This is a genomic window from Pseudomonas sp. Leaf59, assembly GCF_920984685.1.
In the GTDB taxonomy this organism is placed as follows: domain Bacteria; phylum Pseudomonadota; class Gammaproteobacteria; order Pseudomonadales; family Pseudomonadaceae; genus Aquipseudomonas.
In genome coordinates, this window is the sequence record NZ_CAKLBR010000002.1 from 105,704 (window position 1) to 128,241 (window position 22,538).

Consider the following 22,538-nt stretch of genomic DNA (forward strand, 5'->3'; position numbering starts at 1 on the left):
AGCGGTGAATCAGTCAATACATAGACTGGCTGTCACACTGCCATCGGGAGCAAGCCCCCTCCCACATTTGATCTCCATTTGTCTGATAGATATCACACTGCTTTTGATCTGCTTTGCTTTGGTTTTTGCCCCTACATTAATCTACCCGCCAAACCCAACAATCGCCTTAATCTCCAGATACTCCTCAAACCCCACCACCCCATACTCCCGCCCATTGCCCGACCGCTTATACCCCCCAAACGGGGCCATCGGATCCCACGCCGGATGATTCAGATGCACCTGCCCCGCCCGAATACGCGATGCCACTGCCCGGGCAGCCTGCAGGTCCTGCCCCTGCACATGCGCGCCCAGCCCATACACCGTGTCATTGGCAATGGCCACCGCCTCGTCCACCGTGTCATACGCAATGATACAAAGCACCGGCCCGAAAATTTCCTCCTGGGCGATACGCATGCGGTTGTCCACTTCAGAGAACACCGTCGGCCGCGTGTAAAAGCCGTAATCAAAACCCGCCACCCGCCCCGGACCCCCGCACACCAGTTTCGCCCCTTCGTCGATACCGGCCTCGATCATCACTTGCACGCGCTCGAACTGCGCCTGATTGGCAATCGGCCCCAGCACCGTGTCCTCCGCTGACGGGTCACCCACGATGATCGCGTTGGCCGTCGCCGCCGCCAGGGCTTCGACCTCGGCCAACCGCGCCCTCGGCACGATCATCCGCGTTGGCGCGCTGCACGACTGGCCCACGTTGCGAAACGCCGACATCACCCCCAGCGGCACCACGTTGGCAAAGTCCGCATCGGGCAGCAGTACGTTCGGCGACTTGCCGCCCAGTTCCTGGGTCACGCGTTTGACCGTCGGCGCGGCGGCCTGCGCTACCAGGGCGCCGGCGCGGTTGGAGCCGGTGATGGAAATCATGTCGATGTCAGGGTGCGCCGCCATCGCCGCGCCCACCTCGTGACCGCTGCCGTTGACCAGGTTGAACACCCCCGGCGGCAGGCCGGCGTCGTGCACCAGTTGAGCGAACAGCAACGCGCTCAGCGGCGACAGTTCGCTGGGTTTGAGCACCACGGTGCAGCCGGCGGCAATCGCCGGCGCGACCTTGGCGGTGATCTGGTACAGCGGCCAGTTCCACGGCGTGATCAGCCCGCACACGCCGATGGCTTCGCGTTCGATGGCGGTGCTGCCTTCGAGCGTGTGAAAGCGGTAGCTCGTCAGCAGGTCACGCGCCACCCGCACATGTTCGGCCGCCAGCGGCACCTGCATGGCGCGGGCAAAACCGATGGCCGCGCCCATTTCCAGGGACAACGCCTGGGCCAGTTGTTCCTTGCGCTCCAGAATCAACGCGTGGATGTTCCCCAGCACCACGGCGCGCGCCGCCGGAGCAGTGGCCGACCAGCCGGGAAACGCCGCACGCGCCGCAGCGACGGCACGGTCGACATCTTCGCTGGAGCCGCGCGCCACCTGCGCGGCCACCTCTTCGGTGGCCGGGTTGATCACCGCCAGGCTCGCCGGAACGGCCGGCGCCACCCAACGGCCATCGATGTAGAACTTGTCCGCCGTGTGCGCATCGACGCTGTAGCGGTTCGAAGAGTGTGTAGTCATTCAACGGGCTCCCTGGAGCGATAACAGCTTATTTCACCGCGTAAACCTTGCGCACATACACCGAGCCGCGCCAGGCGCAGGGCGCGCCTTTGGCGACGAACACGGTGTCGCCGGGGTTGACCGTTGTGTCCACACCTTCGGCGTCCTGCAGCGTCATGCTGCCTTCGATCAGGTACATCAATTCATGCAGCTTGTGCGGGCGACCGTGACGGGCATAGGGCGTGGAATCCCAGATGCCCACGCGCAGCTCGGTGCTTTCATCATCGAACAGGTTGTTCGCGCGGCACTGCGGCGCGGGGCCGATCAAAATCTGGGCGTCGGGGGCGGCAGACGGGTTGAGCGGGGTGCGTGGATCGAGCCAGGTGAGGCCGGGACGCAGCGGCGCGTCGGTGAGGTTCAGCGTGCAGAAGGCCCACCAACTGCCGGGGCTCGCCTGCAGGGTGAGGCGTGTGCCCCGGCCGATCACGGCGCTGTCGCCGACGCCCAGTTCCAGGGTTTGCTCGGCGCTGTGCAGCAGCACGGAACCTGCCTGCACTACCAGCGTTTCGCTGTAGGGGAAATCGTCGATGACAGCTTCGCCGCTGAACGCAACGCGCCCGGCCGACACGCCGTCGTCGCTGAGCCAGGCGATCTGGCGAGCATCGCCGAACGGGTCGAGCGTGTTCAGGGCCGCGTGGCGAAAGGGGGTGCCAACGGCGCTGCCGTCAGCGCGGGCCAGCATCAGAATACGGGGAGAGGACATGGGTAAGGCTCCAGGAAAGAATCAACCGACCGCTTGGGTGATCAGGGCAAACAGTTGGACGCCGCCGCTGGCCTTGGGCGGTGTGCCCTTGGCCATGCGGGCGACGGTGTCGACGCACTTGAGACCGGCCTGTTCGAGCCAGTCGCCGAGGCCGCACTTGGCGGGAATGTCGATGCGCACGAAGGCGTCCGGCACCTGCTCAAGCAACGTGGTGATCAGGTGTTTGGCCTGTTCGAGGGTTTCGGCCACCACCGGGCCGATGCAACGTCCGCGGCCGAATGGGCGCAGCAGCGCAAACCCGCGCAACTGGCCGTCGCGTTCGATGCCCACGGCGTGTTCCACCTGCAGGTCGCGCAGGATTTCACGGCGGTCCAGGCCGCTGCCGGCGTTGGCCAGGGCAATCACGGCGGCGTGATCGTCGGCCGTCAACGGGCGACAGTGTTCACCCTCGGCCAGCGCGGTCTGCTCGGGCACCTGCACATTGCCTTGGTGCTGCTGTATATGGCCGAATTCGACAAAACCCTGGCTGGCATACAGCGGCGCGCCGGCCACGGTTGCGTTGAGCAACGGTGTGCGCGCGGCACAGGCTTTCAGCGCCAGCTCCATCAAACGTCGGCCAATGCCCCGGCCCTGATAGTCGTCGCTGACAATCACCAGGCCGATGGTGGCGTAGTCGCCCTGAGGGCAGGCGAATGCGGTGCCGATCAGGCGTTCGCCATCGAGTACCACAAAGCCGTTACTGACCCGCTGCAACATCGCCCAATCTTCCTGGCGGTGGGGCCATTTGAGTTGCACCGACAAGTGATGGGCGGCCGGCAAGTCGGCCACCGTCATCGAGCGATAGAGGTAATCAGTGTGTGGCTGGGCTGCCATGGCGGGCCTCCGTTGAGCAAAAGGGGGAGCATCATTGGAATGCCTGTATCCCACCTGTTTTCAGGGCTGGCAAGAGGGCGCGCAGTATTCGGCAGATTTGCGATGCAGGAGGGTCACACCACCATAGTTACTACTAAATTCGAGGCGGCGCTCAGCAGCAAATGCGTTGCCGTAGAGAGGGCTGTTTATGGCCGCGTCAGCGCGCAGCACCAAGCGCAGCGGCCCACCACACTTTCTGCCGCTCGCCAGCCCCATTCTTGAGCCTTCATGCCGTAAAAGGCCCATTAAGGCGCATGAATACGGGCTTTGCCCAAGGCTTGTGCGCGCCGCAAACTCTGCTGGCGCTGGCGCTAAAAACGGTGCTTTGTATTGAGGTGCAGGCGTTTTTGACGCCATCTGCTGATTTCACAGTGTTGTAATGAAGCTGTGTTGCACAGGGCTGACGCGCCGCCAGAGCCGCGAACGCTTGGCCACATTCCATTGACTCCAGGACCACACGCCATGAGCTTTCTTCGTCCCAAATTCATTACGTTCGACTGCTACGGTACGCTGACCAACTTCCACATGGGCACCCTGACCCGCGAGCTGTTTGCCGACCGCGTCACGCCCGAGCAGATGGAACAGTTCGTCAAGGACTTCACCGCCTACCGCCTCGACCAGGTGATGGGTGACTGGCGGCCCTACGATGAAGTGCTCAAGACCGCCCTGGCCCGTACCTGCAAGCGTTGGGGCATTGAGTATCGCGAAGAAGGCCAGCTGTATTACGACGCCGTGCCGACCTGGGGCCCCCATGCCGATGTGCCAGCCGGCCTGTCGAAGATCGCCGACAAGATTCCCCTGGTGATTTTTTCCAATGCCATGGACAGTCAGATCATGTCCAACGTCGAGAAGCTCGGCGCACCGTTCCACAAAGTGTTCACCGCCCAGCAGGCCCAGGCCTACAAGCCACGCCTGCGCGCGTTCGAGTTCATGCTCGACAACCTGGGCTGCGGTCCGGAAGACATCTTGCATGTGTCGTCCAGCTTCCGCTACGACCTGATGCCGGCCCACGACATGAAGATCAAGCACAAAGCCTTCGTTGCCCGTGGGCATGAAGTGCCGGCCAATGCCGCCTATGGTTACCAGCAGATTACCGATATCGGCGGGTTGCCAGGCCTGGTGGGTTTGTAAAACGAACGTCCACAGCGCGCGAGGTTAGACATGGGCAGTGAATCCTATTGGCTCGACACCGCACCGGCCTTCACCGGCGCACAGTCGGGTGACCTGCCCCGGCAGGTCGATGTGGCGGTCGTCGGTGGCGGGTTCACCGGGCTGTCGGCTGCCCGTGCACTGGCCATGCGCGGCGCCAGCGTGGTGGTGCTGGATGCCGGGCGGGTGGTCGGTGAAGCGTCGGGGCGCAACGGCGGGCAGTGCAACACCGGCGTGGCTCAGGACTACGCCGGGCTGCACGCCAGCCTCGGCGCCGACCGCGCGCGCGCCTATTACCAGGCCTATGAAAGCGCGGTGCACACGGTGGTGTCGCTGGTGGCGCAGGAGCAGATCGCCTGCGACCTGGTGCGCAACGGCAAGCTCAAGTTGGCGGCCAAGCCCCTGCATTACGAGGGACTGGCACGCACCTGCGAACTGATCCGGCGCGAGGTGGACGCCGATGTGGAGTTGCTCGACGCCGGGCAGGCCCGTGCTGAAGTCAATTCGACGCAGTTTCACGGCGGCCTGCTGCAACGCAACGGCGTGCAGATGCATATCGGGCGCTTCGGCGTGGGGCTGGCCGACGCCGCCGCGCGACGTGGCGCGCTGATTCACGAGCACACCCTCGTCAACGACTGGAAGGCGCACGCCGGAGGCTATCAGGTCAACACTGCCAAGGGCTCGCTGCACGCCGGTCAGGTGTTGCTGGCCAGCGGCGCCTGCCAGCACGGCGGCCTTGGCTGGTATCGCCGGCGCATCGTGCCGGTGGGCAGCTTTGTGATCGTCACCGAGGTGTTGCCCCAAGCGCTGATCGATCAGCTGTTGCCGCAGCACCGTGCCTATGTCACCAGCCGCATGATCGGCAATTATTTTCGGCTGACCCCGGACAACCGCCTGCTGTTCGGCGGGCGTGCGCGGTTCGCCATGTCCAACAGTGTGTCCGACGCCAAGAGCGGCAAGGTGCTGCAAGCGGCGATGGTGAACATGTTCCCGCAGCTGGCGCAGGTGAAGATCGACTACTGCTGGGGCGGCCTGGTGGACATGACTTCCGACCGCCTGCCGCGCGCCGGCCAGCACGGCGGCGTGTTTCACTCCATGGGCTACAGCGGCCATGGCGTGCAGATGTCGGTGCACATGGGCCAGGTGATGGCCGACGTGATGGCCGGTAATACAGCGGCCAACCCGTGGCGCGAGCTTGAGTGGCCGGCGATCCCCGGACACTTCGGCACACCCTGGTTCCTGCCGTTCGTGGGCGCCTATTACCGCTTCCAGGATTACTTGCATTGAAGCGCCGCAGTTGACTCACCGTCGTTTGCGTTTCCAGGACGCTCCGGATATCCGTGAGCACTCGAATCTTTTCATCTTCGACAGGTAGCCTTGCCATGACAGACAACAAGAACACGCCCGACCTCATCTCCGGAGCAGAAAGCCTGCGGGTATTCGAAGGCCTAAACCGTGGCATGTCGCGCCGCAACGCCCTGCAGATGCTCGGCGTCGCCGGTGTGGCGGCGGCGGGTGCGGGCAGCCTGTTCGGCGCCGCCGGCAAACTGTGGGCCGATGACGCGCCGGTGGCAGGCAAGGGTAAGCCAGGCGGCAAGATTCGCGTGGCCAGCGTGGCCAGCTCCACCGCCGACACCCTCGACCCGGCCAAGGGCGGCCTGTCTACCGACTACGTGCGCCAGTACATGTTCTACAACGGCCTGACCCGTTTCGACGTGCACATGGTGCCGCAACTGGAACTGGCCGAACGCATCGATAACACCGACGCCACGCTGTGGACCATCACCCTGCGCAAGGACGTCACCTTCCACAACGGCAAGTCGCTCACCGCCGCCGACGTGGTGTATTCCCTGAATCGCCACAAGGACCCGGCAATCGGCTCCAAAGTCATGGCGCTGGTGGCGCAGTTCGAGGAGATCAAAGCCAGCGGTCCCAACGAGGTGCAGATTCGCCTCGGCGCGCCGAATGCCGAGCTGCCCTCGATCCTTGCCGTGTCGCACTTGCTGATCGTGCCCGAAGGCACCACCGACTTCAGCCAGGGCATCGGCACCGGGCCGTTCAAGGTCAAGGAATTCAAACCCGGTGTGCGTTCGGTGGCGGTGCGCAACCCCAACTACTGGAAACCCGGCCTGCCGTACCTGGACGAGATCGAAGTCATCGCCATCAGCGACGAACCGTCGCGGGTCAATGCGCTGCTGTCGGGCGATGTGCACGCGATCAACCAGGTCGACCCGCGCTCCACCACGCGGATCAAGGCCAGCGCCGGCCATCAATACGTGGATTCGCCCTCGGGCAACTACACCAACCTGATCATCCGCCAGGACCAGATGCCGGGTAAAAGCCCGGAGTTCACCCAGGCCATGAAATGCCTGCTGGACCGCGAACAGGTCAAGTCCGCCGTGTTCCGCGGGTTTGCCGTGGTGGGTAATGATCACCCGATTGCGCCCGGTTCGCGTTACTACAACGCCGACCTGCCGCAGACCGTGTACGACCCGGAGAAGGCGCGCTTCCTGCTGAAAAAAGCCGGCATGGAAAGCATCACCATGCCGCTCGCCGCTTCGCCCGCCGCGACCTCTTCGGTGGACATCGCCGTGCTGTTGCAGCAATCGGCGAAACAGGCCGGCCTCAAGCTCGACGTCAACCGCCTGCCCAGCGACGGCTACTGGTCCAACCACTGGATGAAGCATCCGTTGAGCTTCGGCAACATCAACCCACGGCCGAATGCCGACGTGATGTTCTCGCAGTTCTTCCAGTCCAAGGCGCCGTGGAACGAGTCCGGCTGGCAGAACGAGCAGTTCGATCAGTTGCTGTTGCTGGCCCGCGCCGAAACCGACGAAGCCAAGCGCGGCAAGATGTACGCCGATATGCAGACCCTGGTGCATGACCATTGCGGTATCGGCGTGCCGGTGTTCATCAGCAACATCGATGGTGTCGACCAGCGCCTGAAGGGCTACCGCACTCACCCGCTGGGCGGCTTCATGGGTTACATGTTCGCCGAGCAGGTGTGGTTGGACGCGTGATGAGGGCTTTGCGATGAACAGCACTACACTGTGGTTGATCGGCCGGCGTCTGGGCGCTGCCGTCGTGACCTTGTTGATCGTGTCCATGGTCGTGTTCGCGATCACGGCAGTCCTGCCCGGCGATGCGGCGCAACAGGCCCTCGGCCAGTTCGCGACGCCTGAACAGGTGGCGGCACTGCGCCTGAAACTGGGGTTGGACCAGCCCGGTGTGTTGCGCTACCTGCACTGGTTGATGAACCTGCTCACCGGCGATCTGGGCATGTCGGTGTCCAGCGCGATGCCGGTGAGTGAGCTGATGGGCGGGCGGGTGCCCAACACCCTGATGCTGGCGGCCACCACGGCGCTGGTTTCGGTACCGGTGGCGCTGGTGCTCGGCATCGGTTCGGCGATGGCCCGAGGCGGGCGCATCGACAACATCCTGAGCTTCGTCACCCTGGCCATGGTCGCGGTGCCGGAGTTTCTGGTGGCGACCCTGGCGGTGCTGATCTTCGCGGTGAACCTGGGGTGGCTGTCATCGCTGTCGTATGCCAGTGATATCAGCTCGCCGTGGGAGTTCATGCGCACCTATGCCTTGCCGGTGATGACGCTGTGCTGCGTGATCGTCGCGCAAATGGCGCGCATGACCCGCGCGGCGGTGATCGACCAGCTCGACAGCCCCTACGTGGAAATGGCGCGGCTCAAAGGCGTCGGCCCGATCCGCATCGTGCTGCGCCATGCCTTGCCCAATGCCATCGGCCCGATTGCCAATGCCATCGCCCTGAGCCTGTCGTACCTGCTGGGCGGCGTGGTCATCGTCGAAACCATCTTCAACTACCCGGGCATTGCCAGCCTGATGGTCGATGCGGTGACCAACCGCGACATGGCGCTGGTGCAAGCCTGCACCATGCTGTTCTGCACGGCTTACCTGAGCCTGGTGCTGATCGCCGACCTCTGCGCAATCCTCTCCAACCCGAGGCTGAGAAACCAATGAACACGCTCATTGCGAAGTCCAAGCCTGCATCCTCCGCCCTGGCACTGGCCAAAGCCTCCAACGGCCCGTCCTGGCTGGGTCTGGCCGGTGCGGTGATCTGCGTCGCCTGGCTGCTGCTGGCGCTGGTCGGCCCCTGGCTGGCGCCACACCCGGTGGGTGAAGTGGTGTCCGATAACGTCTTCGACGGCTTCAGCCTGGCGCACCCGTTCGGCACCGACTACCTGGGCCGTGACATGCTCAGCCGGGTGATGGTCGGCGCACGCTTCACCGTCGGGCTGGCGCTGGTGGCCGCGGTGCTTGCCAGCACCCTGGGCACCCTGTGTGCGCTGGTGTCGGTGGTGTCGCCCAAGTGGCTGGACGAAATCATCAGCCGCATCATGGACGCCTTCATTTCCATCCCGAGCAAAATGCTCGCGCTGATCATGGTGTCGGCTTTCGGCTCGTCGGTGACCCTGCTGATCTGCACGGCGGTCATCAGCTACATCCCCGGATCGTTCCGCGTGGCCCGCAGCATGGCGGTGAACATCGAGGCGCTGGAATACGTGCAGGTCGCCCGCACCCGGGGCGAGCGCCGTTTGTACGTAGCGTGCCGGGAGATCCTGCCGAACATCCTCAACCCGGTGCTCACCGACCTCGGCCTGCGGTTCGGTTACATCGTACTGTTGCTCGCCGGCATGAGTTTTCTCGGCCTCGGCGTGCAGCCACCCGACGCCGACCTCGGCTCGCTGGTGCGCGAAAACATCGGCGGCCTCAGCCAGGGCGCGCTGGCTATCGTTATTCCGGCGCTGGCCATCGGCACCCTGACCATCGGCGTGAATCTGTTGATCGACTACCTGTCTTCCAGGCGTAGCCGACGCACCGGAGGCCATTGAAATGACTGAATTGATTCGTGTCGAAGACTTGCGCGTGGTCGCCTGTGGCGAACGCGGCGAGGTGGAAATCGTCAAGGGCGTGAGCTTTGCCCTGGAACAGGGCCAGGTGCTGGCGCTGATCGGCGAGTCCGGTTCCGGCAAGACCACCATCGCTCTCGCGCTGTTGGGCTATGCGCGCAGTGGTTGCCGGTTGTCCGGCGGCGTGGTGCGTGTGGGTGAGCACGACATGCTGGCGGCGAGCGAAAGCCAGTTGCAGAAACTGCGCGGCAACCGCGTGTCCTATATCGCCCAGAGTGCCGCCGCCGCGTTCAACCCGGCGAAAAAACTTATCGACCAGGTGGTGGAGGGCGCCTTGATCCATGGCCTGGGCAGCCGCGTTGAGCTGGAGGCCAAGGCGATCGAGCTGTTCCGCGACCTGTCATTGCCAAACCCGGAAACCATCGGCCAACGCTACCCGCACCAGGTCTCGGGCGGGCAGTTGCAGCGGGTGATGGCGGCCATGGCGCTGATCAGCGACCCGTTGCTGGTGGTGCTCGACGAGCCCACCACGGCGCTGGACGTGACCACCCAGATCGACGTGCTGCGCGCGTTCAAGCGCGTGGTGCGCGAGCGCGGTGCCACGGCGGTGTACGTGTCCCACGACCTGGCGGTGGTGGCGCAGATGGCCGACCGCATCGTGGTGCTCAATGACGGGCAGATTCTTGAACAAAGCGACACCGCACCCTTGCTGGCGGTGCCGGCCCATGACTACACGCGCAGCCTGCTTGCGGCCGCGCGGCCCGACGCGACGATTCGCCCGCCCAGCGGCATCGCCGAAGACACACCGCTGCTGACCATCAGCGGCCTGACCGCCGGTTACGGCAACAAGAACGCCCAGGGCATGCCGCTGATCCGTGTGCTCGAAGGCATCGACCTCACCGTGCGCCGTGGCCAGGCGATTGGCGTGATCGGCGAATCCGGCTCGGGCAAATCCACCCTGGCGCGGGTGGTCGCGGGCCTGCTGACACCGGCCCTGGGCGGCCTCACATTCGACGGCCAGCCCCTCGGCGGTTGCCTGTCCGAGCGCACGCCGGAACAGTTTCGACGCATTCAGATGGTGTTCCAGAACGCCGACACCGCGCTTAACCCGATGCACAGCGTGGGCGCCATCATTGGCCGGCCGCTGAAGATGTATTTCGGCCTCAAGGGCGCGGCGTTGCGCGAGCGCACCCATGAACTGCTCGACCTGGTGCGCCTGCCGCACGCCCTGGCCGAGCGGCGCCCCAGCGAGTTGTCCGGCGGGCAGAAGCAGCGGGTCAACCTGGCCCGGGCGCTGGCCGCCAAACCCGACCTGATCCTCTGCGATGAAGTGACCTCGGCGCTGGACACCGTGGTCGGCGCGGCGATCCTTGAGCTGCTGCGCGATTTGCGTCAGCAACTGGGCGTGTCCTATCTGTTTATCAGCCACGACATCTCCACCGTGCGCGCGCTGTGCGACGACATTGTGGTGATGTACAGCGGCCACAAGGTGCAGGCCGGCAGCCGCGAGTCGTTTGCCGCGCCGCCGTTCCATCCCTACACCGACCTGCTGATTCATTCGGTGCCGGAGTTGCGCCAGGGCTGGCTGGAAACCTGCGGCGCCACCAGCGGCACTCTGCCGCCAGTGGGCGCGCGGGCCGCCGTGCCGGAGCTGTGCACCTTCCTCAACCGTTGCCCGGTGCGTATCGACGGCGTCTGCAACCGCGTCGCCCCCAGCCGTCACTCCCTGGACAATGGCAGTGAAATGCTCTGCCACCATGACGGCGCCCAATTGATCAAGACCCAGCGTGGCCTCGTGGTGGAAACCAGCGGAGCCTACGCATGAGCCGATATTTTGCCCTGCAACGGAGCCAGTCCTTATGAAACCGCGCGTACTGGAGATCCTGAAAAAACTGATGGCGTTCGACACCGTGTCGTCCGAGTCGAACATGGCCTTGATCGAATACGTGCGTGAGCTGCTGCTGACCCAGGGCATCGAGTCGCTGATCGTCAAGGACCAGAGCGGCAAGAAGGCCAACCTGTTTGCCAGCACCGGGCCCGAAGTGCGCCCTGGCGTGCTGCTCTCCGGGCACACCGATGTGGTGCCGGCGGCAGGGCAGGCCTGGACCTTCCCGCCGTTTGCCGCCACCGTGCAGGACGGGCGCATCTACGGGCGTGGCAGTTGCGACATGAAGGGCTTTATCGCGCTGGCCATCGACGCCATGCTCGATGCGGCGCAGCACACCTTGAACCGCCCGTTGCAACTGGCCTTGTCCCATGACGAAGAGATCGGCTGCGTCGGCGTACGGCGCCTGCTCGATGTGCTGCACCTGGCACCGATGCGTCCGTTTCTGTGTGTGATCGGCGAGCCGACCAACATGCAATTCGTGCTGGGGCACAAGGGCAAGGGCTCCTACCGCACCTACTGTCGAGGCCTGGAGGCGCACTCGTCGCTGGCGCCGCGTTCGGTCAACGCCATCCATGTCGCCTGCGACTTTATCGCCGCACTGCGCGAGAGCCAGCAGCAGTTGCAGCACCATGGCGCCCAGGACAGCGATTACGATGTGCCCTACAGCACCGTGCATGTCGGGCAGATTGTCGGCGGCAAGGCGCTGAACATCGTGCCCAACCTGTGCACCCTGGATTTCGAGGTGCGCAACCTGCCGGCCGACAACCTGGACCTGTTTCTGGAGCAACTGCGCGAGCGCGCCGAAGTGATCGTGCACGAGGCGAAAAAACTCTCCAGCGTGGCCGCCATCGAGATCGAAACCGTCAACGTCTACCCCGGCCTCGACACGCACCCCAGCGTTGAAGCGGTGCGTTTTCTCAAGCAGTTCGCCGCGCCCGACACCGGCACCGCCAAGGTCTCGTTCGGCACCGAAGGCGGGCTGTTCAAGCAGCGCCTGGACGTGCCGGTGGTGGTATGCGGGCCGGGCTCCATCGAACAGGCGCACAAGCCCGACGAGTTTATCGAGATCAGCCAGATGGAGGCCGGCGAGGCATTCCTGCACGGCCTGCTTGGCTCGTTGAGGGCTTAGCAGAGCCTGCCGTTGCGCGGGTAATTTCAGCACGCCACGCTGCCCACGCCACGCTTTCGGCATCCTCGTTCGCGGCACCTCCCTAGACTGGAGCGTGTCTCGGATCAGGACTCGACCATGCTCACTACTCGCCTGCAAGACCCCAGCCTTCTGGCTGAACTCGCCTACGTTGACGGCCAGTGGATCGCCGCCGCCAGCGGCGCCACCCTGGACATCCTTGACCCTGCCAGCGGCGAGGTGCTCGCACGGGTGCCGGCCATGGACACGGTCGACACCCGCCGCGCCATCGACGCCGCTGAGCGTGCCTGGCCCACCTGGCGTGCACGCCCGGCCGCCGAACGCGCAGCGCTGCTGGAGCGCTGGTACCAGGCCATGCTCGACAACCTCGAGGACCTGGCGCTGATCATGACCTGCGAGCAGGGCAAGCCGCTCAATGAAGCCCGTGGCGAGATTCGCTACGGCGCAGGTTTCGTCAAATGGTTCGCCGAAGAAGCACGGCGGGTGTATGGCGAAACCATGCCGGCGCCCAGTGGCGACCGGCGTCTGCTGACGTTGAAACAGCCGGTGGGTGTGTGCGCCGCCATCACCCCGTGGAATTTCCCCAACGCGATGATCACCCGCAAGTGCGCGCCGGCATTGGCCGCCGGTTGCCCGATCATCGTCAAACCGTCCGACCTCACACCGCTGTCGGCCCTGGCCCTGGCGGTGCTGGCCGAGCGCGTCGGCATTCCGGCCGGCGTCTTCAATGTGATCACCGGGCTGCCCGCCGGCATCGGCGCCGAGCTGACCGGCAACCCGGTGGTGCGCAAGATTTCCTTCACTGGCTCCACCGCCGTCGGCCGCCTGCTGATGCGCCAGAGCGCCGAGCACATCAAGCGCCTGAGCCTGGAACTGGGCGGCAATGCGCCGTTCGTGGTGTTTGACGACGCCGACCTGGAGCAGGCGGTGGCCGGGGTCATGCTCAGCAAGTTTCGCAATGCCGGGCAAACCTGCGTGTGCGCCAACCGCATCCTGGTGCAGGCCGGCATCTACGAACGCTTCGCCGCGCGGCTGGTGGAGGAGGTGGGCAAGCTCAAGGTCGGCAATGGGCTGCAGGAGGGCGTGACCATCGGCCCGCTGATCAACCCTGCGGCGGTGGCCAAGGTGACGCGGCATATCGAGGATGCCCTGAGCCAGGGCGCGACCTTATTGTGTGGCGCCATCCCAGGTGGTGACAGCCCGTTTGTGCAGCCTACGGTGCTGGGCGAAGCCCACGCCGGGATGCTGCTGGCCAATGAGGAAACCTTTGGGCCGGTGGCGCCACTGATGCGCTTTACCGACGAAGCTGAGGCGCTTGCGCTGGCCAATGCCACGCCGTATGGGTTGGGTGCCTATTACTTCACGCAGAACCTGGCACGCTCGTGGCGCTTTGGTGAGGCGCTGGAGTTTGGCATGGTCGGGCTCAATACCGGGATCATCTCGATGGAGGTGGCGCCGTTTGGCGGTATCAAGCAGTCGGGGTTGGGGCGTGAGGGGAGCAAGTACGGGTTGGATGAGTATCTTGAGGTTAAGGCATTTCATATTGGGGGGTTGGGGTGACAGCTTTTTAGCGGTGGGTACATATCCGTTATTTGGGTAACGGCTACGTAGGGTTCCGCCCTTACGGCGGGTCACTTTGGAAAAGAGCCCCAAAGTAACCAAAGGGCTCTTGCCCCACCACTCGGCACCTCGCTAGGGCTCGGTGTGCCCGCACTCCGGCTTGAATCCGTGGGCCGCCGCGATGGGCCATCCCTGGCCCAGCGCGGCTAACCCGGCGTCCTGCCGGGTTACCCACGGATTCAAGCCTGCGTGCGGCCAGCGTGGTTAACGGGGCGCCTGAGATCAAGATCAAAAGCCAGAGCCAGAGCCAGAGCCAGAGCCAGAGCAAAGCAGATCAAAAGCAGTGTGATATCCAACAGACAAATGGAGATCAACTGTGGGAGGGGGCTTGCTCCCGATAGCAGTGGGTCAGCTACCCATAAGCTGACTGACACTCAGCCATCGGGAGCAAGCCCCCTCCCATAGTTTGAACAGCGCCAGGTAGTGTGGGGAGGTTTTAGATATGGCACTGGTGGGAGGTTGGTGGGATGAGCCGGGACAAACCGGGAGATGGTGCGACAGGCCAAGCCTCGCAAGGGATTCGGAAGATACCGTCCCCCCAAATCAGTGCCAAAGAAGTGCGACAAAATAAACAGGACAAAATTAGTTGTAACGCCGTAGCCGGGTGGTTTTAGCGAAACCTTTGGCACTGGGCTCCAGCGCCTCAGTAGGTTGATATTATACCTTGCCTGGCCGGCAAGCTAGCGATAGGTCAGTTTGGTTTAGGGGGTAGCACGGCTTCTGGTGTACCAATTGACTCAGTTGGTCTTCCCGGTGGGTTCTATTACTACGGGGCGGGTAGTACCGGTTTTGGCAACAACGTCTCCCTAGTCAACATCCCCTATGGTATTGCGGGATATGCCGGTCAAATTGGTATCCGGCAGGGTCAGGTAGAACCAGAAGTATTAGTCCGGGGCTGCCAGTCAAATGGCGTGTGGGGCAACACACGCAAGCTGTGGCACTCCGGCAATTTTGATCCTAACGCTCTTTTGCCTACTGGTACGTCCATAGCCTTTGCCTCTTCATCGGTTCCCGTTGGATTCCTGAAAGAAAACGGCGCAGCCGTATCACGCACTGTTTACGCAAATCTGTTTGCGGTCATTGGCACCTTCTACGGTGCGGGCGATGGCAGCACTACGTTCAATTTGCCTGATAGCCGTGGTGAGTTTTTCCGGGGCGCGGACGATGGGCGCGGTGTCGATTCAGGGCGCGCTGTAGGTAGTTGGCAGGATTCGCAAAATAAGGACCACACGCATTCCTATGGCGCTCAACACAACACCAATTTTGGTCTCAGTGCTACTGGCTACGCCGGGGTTAGCCCTGGCAGTCAAGTGATGTACGAAACCGCATCTTCAGGCGGAAGCGAATCGCGTCCGCGCAACACCGCACGACTTATGTGCATCAAGTACTGAGGTGAACCATGTCTGAATCCACTCTGATGGTGTACCAAGCACACCCCGTAACCGGAGAATATCTCGGCCCGTGCCAGGCCGACGCGGACCCACTGGATGAGGGTAAATGGTTAATTCCCGCGATGGCCTTTACCGATGTTCCCCCAGAGCCGAAGCCAGGCTTCGCAATTGCGCATATCGCAGGCAAAAAGTCCGCATGGAGTCTCGTTGTCGACTTCCGAGGCATCGTCTACCAGGTTTCCAATGGTGAGGCCGTTGAATGGCACAGCCTCGGCCCGCTGCCGGAGGAACTGACAGCAGAAGCTTATCCAGGCCCCTTCCATGTCTGGAAGGATGGCGCCTGGAGCCTTGATGAGGCATTGGAAGCTGAAGTGCTGACGCAACAGGCGTTGGGTAAGCGTGACGGAATGCTAATTGATGCAGCCACCAGGATCAGCCCTCTACAGGACGCCGTTGACCTTGGTGATGCCTCCGCTAAAGAACAAGCGGAGCTAGAGGGCTGGAAGCGTTATCGAGTGGCCTTGAATCGGATTCAGCAGCAACCAGGCTTTCCTAAAACTATTGACTGGCCTTCGGTGCCAAATACGTCGTCAGATTCCGAGGTTTGAATCGCGGCGCGCGATGCCAATCATCGCGCAATGCGGTGCCAAATCCGGCGCGCGCTTACAGGTAGGAAAACCTCGGTCGGCTCTAAGGCCGCCGCGCTCTTGATCTTGATCTGAGGCGCCCCGTCAAACACGCTGGCCGAACGCAGGCTTTGGAGCGTGGGTAACCCGGCAGGACGCCGGGTTAGCCGCGCTGGGCCAAGGATGGCCCATCGCGGCGGCCCACGCTCCAAAGCCGGAGTGAGGGCACACCGAGCCCAGGCGAGGTGCCGAGTGTTGGGGCAAGAGCCCTTTTGGTTACTTTTGGGGCTCTTTTCCAAAAGTGACCCGCCGTAAGGGCGGAACCCTACGTAGCCGTTACCCAAATAACGGATATGTACCCAGTAATAACGGATATGTACCCCATCAATACCCCTTCCCCCGATCCACCTCCCCAACCATCCGCTCCCCGCGCTGAAACCTTCGAATATTCCCCAACAACACGCCAAACGCACTCTCCGGCTGAGTCATCGCCGCAATATGCGGCGTCAGCACAATCTGCGGATGCCCCCAAAACGGATGCTCTTCTGGCGCCGGCTCCTGCTGCAGCACGTCCAGCACCGCGCCGCTGAGTTGCCCGCTGGAAAGCGCTCCCAGCAGATCCTCCTCCACCAGGTGCCCGCCGCGTCCCATGTTGATAAGCCCCGCACCCTGTGGCAGTTGATCAAACAAGCGGCTGTTGAGAATGCCCTGGGTCTGCTCGGTCAACGGCAACACGCACAGCAGAATGTCGCACTGGCCGAGAAACGCCGGCAGTTGCGCTTCACCCGCATAACACGTAACCCCCGGCAGTTGATGTACGCTGCGGGCCCAGCCCGACAAGGCAAACCCCAGCGGTGCGAGGGTCGCGAGGATCTGCTGCGCCTGCGCGCCCAGGCCCATCACGCCGACGCGGCGGTTGGCCGCCGGTTGCAACCGGTGCGCCTGCCAGCAGCGCGCCGTCTGTTGCTGGCGGTAGCGCAGCATGTCGCGATGCAGGCTGAGCACGGCCCAGGTGGCATATTCGCACATGCCCTGGGTGATGCCGGGATCGAGCAGGCGCACCACCGGCAAGTCGGCGGGCAAGCGGGCAAGGTCCAGTTGATCGACCCCGGCCGATACGGCAAACAGCACCTTCAGGTTGGGCAGCAATTGTTCAAGATCGTCCGGCGCCAGCCAGGCGGCGAGGTAGTCGATTTCGCTGGGGTCGCCAATGTCCGGCCAGGCGCGCCATTCGATGTCCGGCGCGTGTTCGGCAAACAGCGCCTTCCAGCGTTCGCCGCGCACGGGGTCGGATTTGTAGAGCAGGGCCATGGGCATCTCCGCAGGGCTGAAAGTAGCCATCATCATCGCGCAATGCCGGCGCAGGATCTGTTGAAACGCAGTGAAAAAACAGTCGATCCGAATTTCTCACGGGGCAAGTTCGGTGCAGTTCGTTTTTGCCAGGCCGTAATCTGAATGTCATCGCAACCACCTTCCGGTTGCCGGGCTCACCTTGGGAAATGCCATGAACAGCAGAGTCGATAAAACCCCACATTTGCTCCGTCAGCGCGATCAATTCGTACCCCGTGGCCTGATCACCGCGCACCCGCTGGTGATCGATCGCGCCCAGGGCGCCGAACTCTGGGACGTGGAAGGCAAGCGCTATCTCGATTTCGTCGGCGGCATCGGCGTGCTGAACATCGGTCATAACCACCCCAAAGTGGTCGCGGCGGTGCAGGCGCAGTTGCAGAAAGTCTCCCACGCCTGCTTCCAGGTGGTGGCCTACCAGCCTTACCTCGACCTGGCCCAGCGCCTGTGCGAGCTGGTTGGCGGGGAGGCGGCGTACAAGGCGGCGTTCTTCACATCCGGCGCCGAGGCGGTGGAAAATGCCGTGAAGATCGCCCGTGCCCACACCAATCGTTCGGCAGTCATTGCCTTTCGCGGCGGCTTCCATGGCCGCACGTTGCTTGGCACGACGCTCACCGGCATGAGCCAGCCGTACAAACAGAACTTCGGACCGTTCGCGCCGGAGGTGTTTCACACCCCCTATCCCAACGCATACCGCGGCATGACCAGCGAGCTGGCGCTCAAGGCGCTGGATGAACTGCTGGCCACCCAGGTTGCCCCGGACCGCGTCGCGGCGATTCTCATCGAGCCGGTGCAGGGTGACGGCGGCTTTCTCGCCGCGCCGCCGGAGTTTCTTCAGGCCTTGCGCGCACTGGCCGACAAACACGGCATCGTGCTGATCCTCGACGAGATCCAGACTGGTTTCGGTCGCACTGGCAGTTGGTTCGGTTTCCAGCACTCGGGCATCCAGCCCGACCTGGTCACCGTGGCCAAGAGCCTGGCCGGCGGCTTGCCGCTGTCCGGCGTGGTGGGCAAGGCGCACATCATGGACGCGCCGCTGCCTGGCGGTCTGGGCGGCACCTACGGCGGTAATGCGTTGGCCTGCGCGGCGGCGCTGGCGGTGATCAGCGCGTTCGAAGAGGAACAATTGCTGGCGCGCAGCCACGTGCTCGGCGAACGCCTGCGCCACGGTTTGCTCGGTCTGCAGGCGCGCTACCCGCGCATCGGTGACGTGCGTGGCACCGGCTTCATGCTGGCAATCGAACTGGTCAAGGACGACGCGGCGCGTAGCCCGGATGCCGACCTCAATCAACGGGTGATCGACGAAGCCCGCGCCGGTGGTTTGCTGGTGATCAAGTGCGGTGTGTACCGCAACGTGCTGCGCTTCCTTGCGCCGCTGGTGACCACCGAGGCGCAGGTCGACGAAGCCGTGCAGATTCTCGACGCAGCCCTGGTACGGGTCTTGAACTGAGCCGCTACCGGCGACGAACCCGGTTGGCGGCAGCGCCCGTGACCCGTTATGGCGCACGGGCGACCACATTGCATCATTGGAGGCGTGACCCCTCATGGGACTGACAGATTATCGAGCGTTGCTGATCGATTGTGATGGGGTGCTGGTGGACCGTGACTCGGGCGTATTCGCCGCGTTGCAGCCGCTGCTCGACAGCCGTGGCGGGCCAGCGCCGGCCAGGGAGCAGGTGCTGGCCGAGTTCAACACGGTGATCGAGGGCCTCTACCCGCGTTTTGCCGAGCTGGGCTTCAGCGGCGTGCTGTGTTTTGCCCATCGCCAGCTCGCCGAGCGCTGGGGGCTGCACGCCAGTTGGGAGGAGGGCATGAGCTTTGCGCGTTCGGCGGGCAACTGGTCGCTGTTCGAGGATGCGCCGGGGGCGATGCTGTACCTGCGCAAGTTCTATCGTCTGCTGGTGCGCGGCGACCGCGATGCCGAGGACCGTGGGCTGTTGTGCGAGCGCCTGGGCATTGAGGCGGAGCATTTCATTTCCCTGGTCGAGGCCGAGCAATGGCTTGACCGCCAAGGGGCGCAGGTAGAGCCTGTGTTGCACGTGACCCGCGCATCAGCCGGCGCCGTTCTGGCGCTGGACCGCTGCCTGATCGGCCGTCACCGCTCGCCGCAGCCCACGCCGTGTGCAGCCGATTACTGCATTAACAGCATGGCTGATCTGGTCGCTCAGCATCAGCTGTCTTTACGGCGCTGATTTTGCTAGAAGATTGCTTACAAACGGCAGTCAAGAGGTATGCAATGGAAGGGCTCGTCAAGCTGGACCGGATCGACATCAGCATTCTGGTTGAACTGCAAAAAGATGGTCGGATGACCAACGTCAGCCTGGCCGATGCCGTGGGCCTGTCCGCCAGCCCCTGCCTGCAACGGGTCAAGCGGCTGGAGTCGGCCGGTTATATCTCCAGCTACAAGGCGCATCTGAACCTGGCCAAGATTACCGATTCGGTCACGGTGTTCACCGAAATCACCCTCAGCGACCACAAGCGCGAAGACTTCGCCAAGTTCGAATCCAACATCCGCCTGGTGGATGAGGTGCTCGAATGCCACCTCATCAGCGGCGGCTACGACTACCTCGTGCGTTTCATGACCCGCAGCATCCAGCATTACCAGGAAGTGGTCGAAGGCCTGCTGGACAAGAACATCGGTATCTCCAAGTACTTCAGCTATATCGTGATCAAATCACCGGTGCTGAAAGACGGCGTGCCGCTGCGCAAGCTGCTGCGTCATTGAGTGCGGCTGCGCCCGTTCAGGATCAGCAGGGTCAACAGCCCCGCGACAATGCCCCAGAACGCCGAGCCGATGGAAAACAGCGTCAGCCCTGATGCGGTGACCATAAAGGTGATCAGCGCCGCTTCGCGTTCCTTCGGCTCGTGCATGGCGACGCTCAGGCCATTGATGATCGAGCCGAACAACGCCAGCGCCGCAATCGACAGCACCAGCTCTTTTGGCAAGGCGGCGAACAGTGCCGCCAGGGTCGCGCCGAACACCCCGGCAATGCCGTAGAACACGCCGCACCACACGGCGGCGGTGTAGCGCTTGTTTCGGTCTTCATGGGCGTGCGGCCCGGTGCAGATGGCCGCGCTGATCGCCGCCAGGTTGATGCCGTGGGAGCCGAACGGCGCCAGCAGCAGCGAGGCCAGCCCGGTGACGCTGATCAATGGCGAGGCCGGCACGCTGTAACCGTCGGCGCGCAGCACGGCGATGCCGGGCATGTTCTGCGAGGTCATCGCCACCACGAACAGCGGGATGCCGATGCTGATGGTCGCCGCGAGCGAGAAGTGCGGCGTGGTCCACACCGGCACCGCCATTTCCAGGTGAAAGACGCTGAAATCCAGCAGCCCCAGCAGCCCGGACAATGCGGTGCCGATCACCAGCGCGGCGAGCACCGCATAACGCGGCGACAGGCGCTTGATGATCAGATAGGTAAAAAACATCCCCAGCACCAGTGCGGTGCGATGTTGCGCGGCGACAAAGATTTCGCTGCCGATCTTGAACAGGATCCCGGCCAGCAAGGCTGCGGCCAGTGAGGCGGGGATGCGCTTGAGCAGTCTTTCAAAACTGCCGGTCAGCCCGCACAGCGTCACCAGCACCGCGCAGGTGATGTAGGCACCGATGGCCTCGCCGTAGCTCACACCGCCCAGGCTGGTGATCAACAGCGCAGCGCCGGGCGTCGACCAGGCGACGGTGATCGGCGTGCGGTAGCGCAGCGACAGGCCGATGCTGCACACCGCCATGCCGATGGACAGCGCCCAGATCCACGAAGAAATCTGCGCCGTGGTCAAACCGGCAGCCTGGCCGGCCTGGAACATCAGCACCAGGGAGCTGGTGTAGCCGGTCATCATGGCGATAAAACCGGCGACGACGGCCGACGGCGAAGTGTCGGCCAGCGGGCGCAGCGGCGCGTGGGTGGCGTCGGTCATGACGGGGTGTTCCTTTTGCCTGGGTATTTGCCGGTGAGGGCGCGGATTCAAGCCTAAACTCAAAGGTAACCGGTCATTGCAATACAGCCGGGGCCGCAAACAGCCGTACAGTGTGTTGGCGTATTGGGTTGTGTACAATGTGCCCCGTTTTCAGGCGATACTTGCCAGCGCCACGCTGTTGCCGTATTACCGTTAATTCGCCGCCGTTCTCCAAACCCGAGTGCCCATGAACGAACAGTTGCAACCTCTCAAGAAACAACCGCGCGCCGGCAAGGCCGGTCGCACCGGCACCCAGGACGATATCGTCTACGCGCATATCTTCGAGGCGATCCTCGAGCAGCGCCTGGCACCCGGCACCAAATTGAGTGAAGAGGCACTGGGCGAAATCTTTGGCGTGAGCCGCACCATCATTCGCCGTGCGCTGTCGCGTCTGGCCCATGAAGGCGTGGTGCTGCTGCGGCCCAATCGCGGTGCGGTGGTTGCCAGCCCGAGTGTCGAAGAGGCCCGCCAGGTGTTCATGGCGCGGCGTCTGGTGGAGCGGGCGATCACTGAATTGGCAGTGCAGCACGCCACTGCCGAGCAACTGGCTGAACTGCGCCAGATGGTCAACGACGAGCGCGACAGTTTTTCCCGGGGGGATCGCGGTGCGGGTATTCGTCTCTCCGGCGAATTCCACCTCAAGCTGGCCGAAGCGGCTAAGAATGCGCCGCTGATCAGCTTTCAGCGCAGCCTGGTTTCGCAGACATCATTGATCATTGCTCAGTACGAAAGTGGCAACCGCTCGCACTGTTCCTACGATGAACACACCCAGTTGATCGATGCGATCGAAGCTCGCGATGCGGTGCTGGCGGTGGATTTGATGATGCATCATATGGATCATATCGACAGCAAGCTTAACCTTGATGAGGAAGGGGCTTCGGATGATTTGCATGCGGTGTTTTCGCATTTGCTGCAGACCAGGAAGGCTGGGCGTTCTTCTTTGAAGGTGTGAACACATTTTTAAAAGTGTGGGAGGGGGCTTGCTCCCGATGGTGGCTTTATTGTGTACATATCCGTTGCTGCGGTAACGGCTGATATGGGTTCCGCCCTTACGGCGGCTCACTTTTGAAAAGCGCAAAAGTAAGCAAAACGCTCTTGCCCCACCACTCGGCACCTCGCCTAGGCTCGGTGTGCCCGCACTCCGGCTTGAATCCGTGGGCCGCCGCAATGGGCCATCCCTGGCCCAGTGCGGCTAACCCGGCGTCCTGCCGGGTTACCCACGGATTCAAGCCTGCGTTCGGCCAGCGTGGTTGACGGGGCGCCTGAGATCAAGATCA

19 protein-coding genes are annotated in these 22,538 nt (G+C 63.3%); 14 read left to right on the plus strand and 5 right to left on the minus strand.

The genetic code is table 11. The annotated features are described in order from the left end of the window. Positions 1–141: 141 nt before the first annotated feature. The 3 genes from LUB09_RS02230 to LUB09_RS02240 are packed head-to-tail and all read right to left on the minus strand — an operon-like array spanning position 142 to position 3,220. Positions 142–1,605, minus strand: coding sequence for an aldehyde dehydrogenase family protein (locus tag LUB09_RS02230; RefSeq protein ID WP_209983730.1), 1,464 nt, complete (start codon positions 1,603–1,605; stop codon positions 142–144). Between the two features lie 28 nt (positions 1,606–1,633). Beyond that, positions 1,634–2,347 (minus strand): cupin domain-containing protein, encoded by a 714-nt coding sequence (locus LUB09_RS02235; protein WP_231421459.1) that lies wholly within the window; start codon positions 2,345–2,347, stop codon positions 1,634–1,636. 21 nt (positions 2,348–2,368) lie between these two features. After that, positions 2,369–3,220, minus strand: coding sequence for a GNAT family N-acetyltransferase (locus LUB09_RS02240; RefSeq protein ID WP_231421460.1), 852 nt, complete (start codon positions 3,218–3,220; stop codon positions 2,369–2,371). A 501-nt stretch (positions 3,221–3,721) separates the two neighbouring features. On the opposite strand from LUB09_RS02240, the gene LUB09_RS02245 reads away from it, so the two are divergent. The 10 genes from LUB09_RS02245 to LUB09_RS02290 all read left to right on the plus strand — a co-directional run bounded on the left by LUB09_RS02245 (position 3,722) and on the right by LUB09_RS02290 (position 15,942). Beyond that, the gene (locus LUB09_RS02245) at positions 3,722–4,390 is read left to right on the plus strand and encodes a haloacid dehalogenase type II (RefSeq protein ID WP_209983724.1); all 669 of its coding nucleotides are present in this window, start codon (positions 3,722–3,724) and stop codon (positions 4,388–4,390) included. A gap of 30 nt (positions 4,391–4,420) precedes the next feature. Next, the gene (locus LUB09_RS02250; protein ID WP_231421461.1) at positions 4,421–5,695 is read left to right on the plus strand and encodes an NAD(P)/FAD-dependent oxidoreductase; all 1,275 of its coding nucleotides are present in this window, start codon (positions 4,421–4,423) and stop codon (positions 5,693–5,695) included. Between the two features lie 95 nt (positions 5,696–5,790). After that, positions 5,791–7,428: an ABC transporter substrate-binding protein gene (locus LUB09_RS02255; protein WP_231421462.1), complete on the plus strand. Its 1,638-nt coding sequence runs from the start codon at positions 5,791–5,793 to the stop codon at positions 7,426–7,428. Between the two features lie 13 nt (positions 7,429–7,441). After that, positions 7,442–8,398 carry an ABC transporter permease gene (locus LUB09_RS02260; RefSeq protein ID WP_209983710.1) on the plus strand — a complete coding sequence of 319 codons (957 nt, stop codon included), beginning with the start codon at positions 7,442–7,444 and terminating at the stop codon, positions 8,396–8,398. Then, complete coding sequence (locus tag LUB09_RS02265; protein ID WP_057009186.1) at positions 8,395–9,270, plus strand: ABC transporter permease; 876 nt, start codon at positions 8,395–8,397, stop codon at positions 9,268–9,270. Before LUB09_RS02260 ends, LUB09_RS02265 begins: the two co-directional genes overlap by 4 nt. Position 9,271: 1 nt before the next feature. Further along, positions 9,272–11,113, plus strand: coding sequence for an ABC transporter ATP-binding protein (locus tag LUB09_RS02270; protein ID WP_231421463.1), 1,842 nt, complete (start codon positions 9,272–9,274; stop codon positions 11,111–11,113). Positions 11,114–11,147: 34 nt separating this feature from the next. Further along, positions 11,148–12,305: an acetylornithine deacetylase gene (argE, locus tag LUB09_RS02275; protein WP_209983706.1), complete on the plus strand. Its 1,158-nt coding sequence runs from the start codon at positions 11,148–11,150 to the stop codon at positions 12,303–12,305. A 117-nt stretch (positions 12,306–12,422) separates the two neighbouring features. Further along, positions 12,423–13,883 carry an NAD-dependent succinate-semialdehyde dehydrogenase gene (locus LUB09_RS02280; RefSeq protein WP_231421464.1) on the plus strand — a complete coding sequence of 487 codons (1,461 nt, stop codon included), beginning with the start codon at positions 12,423–12,425 and terminating at the stop codon, positions 13,881–13,883. A gap of 971 nt (positions 13,884–14,854) precedes the next feature. Next, the gene (locus LUB09_RS02285) at positions 14,855–15,334 is read left to right on the plus strand and encodes a phage tail protein (RefSeq protein ID WP_231421465.1); all 480 of its coding nucleotides are present in this window, start codon (positions 14,855–14,857) and stop codon (positions 15,332–15,334) included. An 8-nt stretch (positions 15,335–15,342) separates the two neighbouring features. After that, a complete protein-coding gene (locus tag LUB09_RS02290; protein WP_231421466.1) occupies positions 15,343–15,942 on the plus strand; it encodes a tail fiber assembly protein in 600 nt (199 codons plus the stop codon). A gap of 402 nt (positions 15,943–16,344) precedes the next feature. Here the strand turns inward: LUB09_RS02290 and LUB09_RS02295 are convergent, their stop codons facing one another. Continuing rightward, entirely contained in the window at positions 16,345–17,271 is a 927-nt protein-coding gene (locus LUB09_RS02295; protein ID WP_231421467.1) for a 2-hydroxyacid dehydrogenase, read from the minus strand. Between the two features lie 193 nt (positions 17,272–17,464). Between LUB09_RS02295 and gabT the strand changes: the two genes are divergently transcribed. The 3 genes from gabT to LUB09_RS02310 all read left to right on the plus strand — a co-directional run bounded on the left by gabT (position 17,465) and on the right by LUB09_RS02310 (position 20,032). After that, a complete protein-coding gene (gabT, locus tag LUB09_RS02300) occupies positions 17,465–18,757 on the plus strand; it encodes a 4-aminobutyrate--2-oxoglutarate transaminase (RefSeq protein ID WP_231421468.1) in 1,293 nt (430 codons plus the stop codon). Between the two features lie 94 nt (positions 18,758–18,851). Next, entirely contained in the window at positions 18,852–19,499 is a 648-nt protein-coding gene (locus LUB09_RS02305; protein ID WP_209983698.1) for a 2-haloalkanoic acid dehalogenase, read from the plus strand. 44 nt (positions 19,500–19,543) lie between these two features. Further along, entirely contained in the window at positions 19,544–20,032 is a 489-nt protein-coding gene (locus LUB09_RS02310; protein WP_003230384.1) for an Lrp/AsnC family transcriptional regulator, read from the plus strand. On the opposite strand, the gene LUB09_RS02315 is transcribed toward LUB09_RS02310, so the two are convergent. Further along, positions 20,026–21,222 (minus strand): benzoate/H(+) symporter BenE family transporter, encoded by a 1,197-nt coding sequence (locus LUB09_RS02315; RefSeq protein ID WP_231421469.1) that lies wholly within the window; start codon positions 21,220–21,222, stop codon positions 20,026–20,028. The genes LUB09_RS02310 and LUB09_RS02315 overlap by 7 nt on opposite strands. A gap of 226 nt (positions 21,223–21,448) precedes the next feature. Between LUB09_RS02315 and LUB09_RS02320 the strand changes: the two genes are divergently transcribed. Continuing rightward, positions 21,449–22,213, plus strand: coding sequence for a GntR family transcriptional regulator (locus LUB09_RS02320; protein WP_209983695.1), 765 nt, complete (start codon positions 21,449–21,451; stop codon positions 22,211–22,213). Positions 22,214–22,538: the final 325 nt, after the last annotated feature.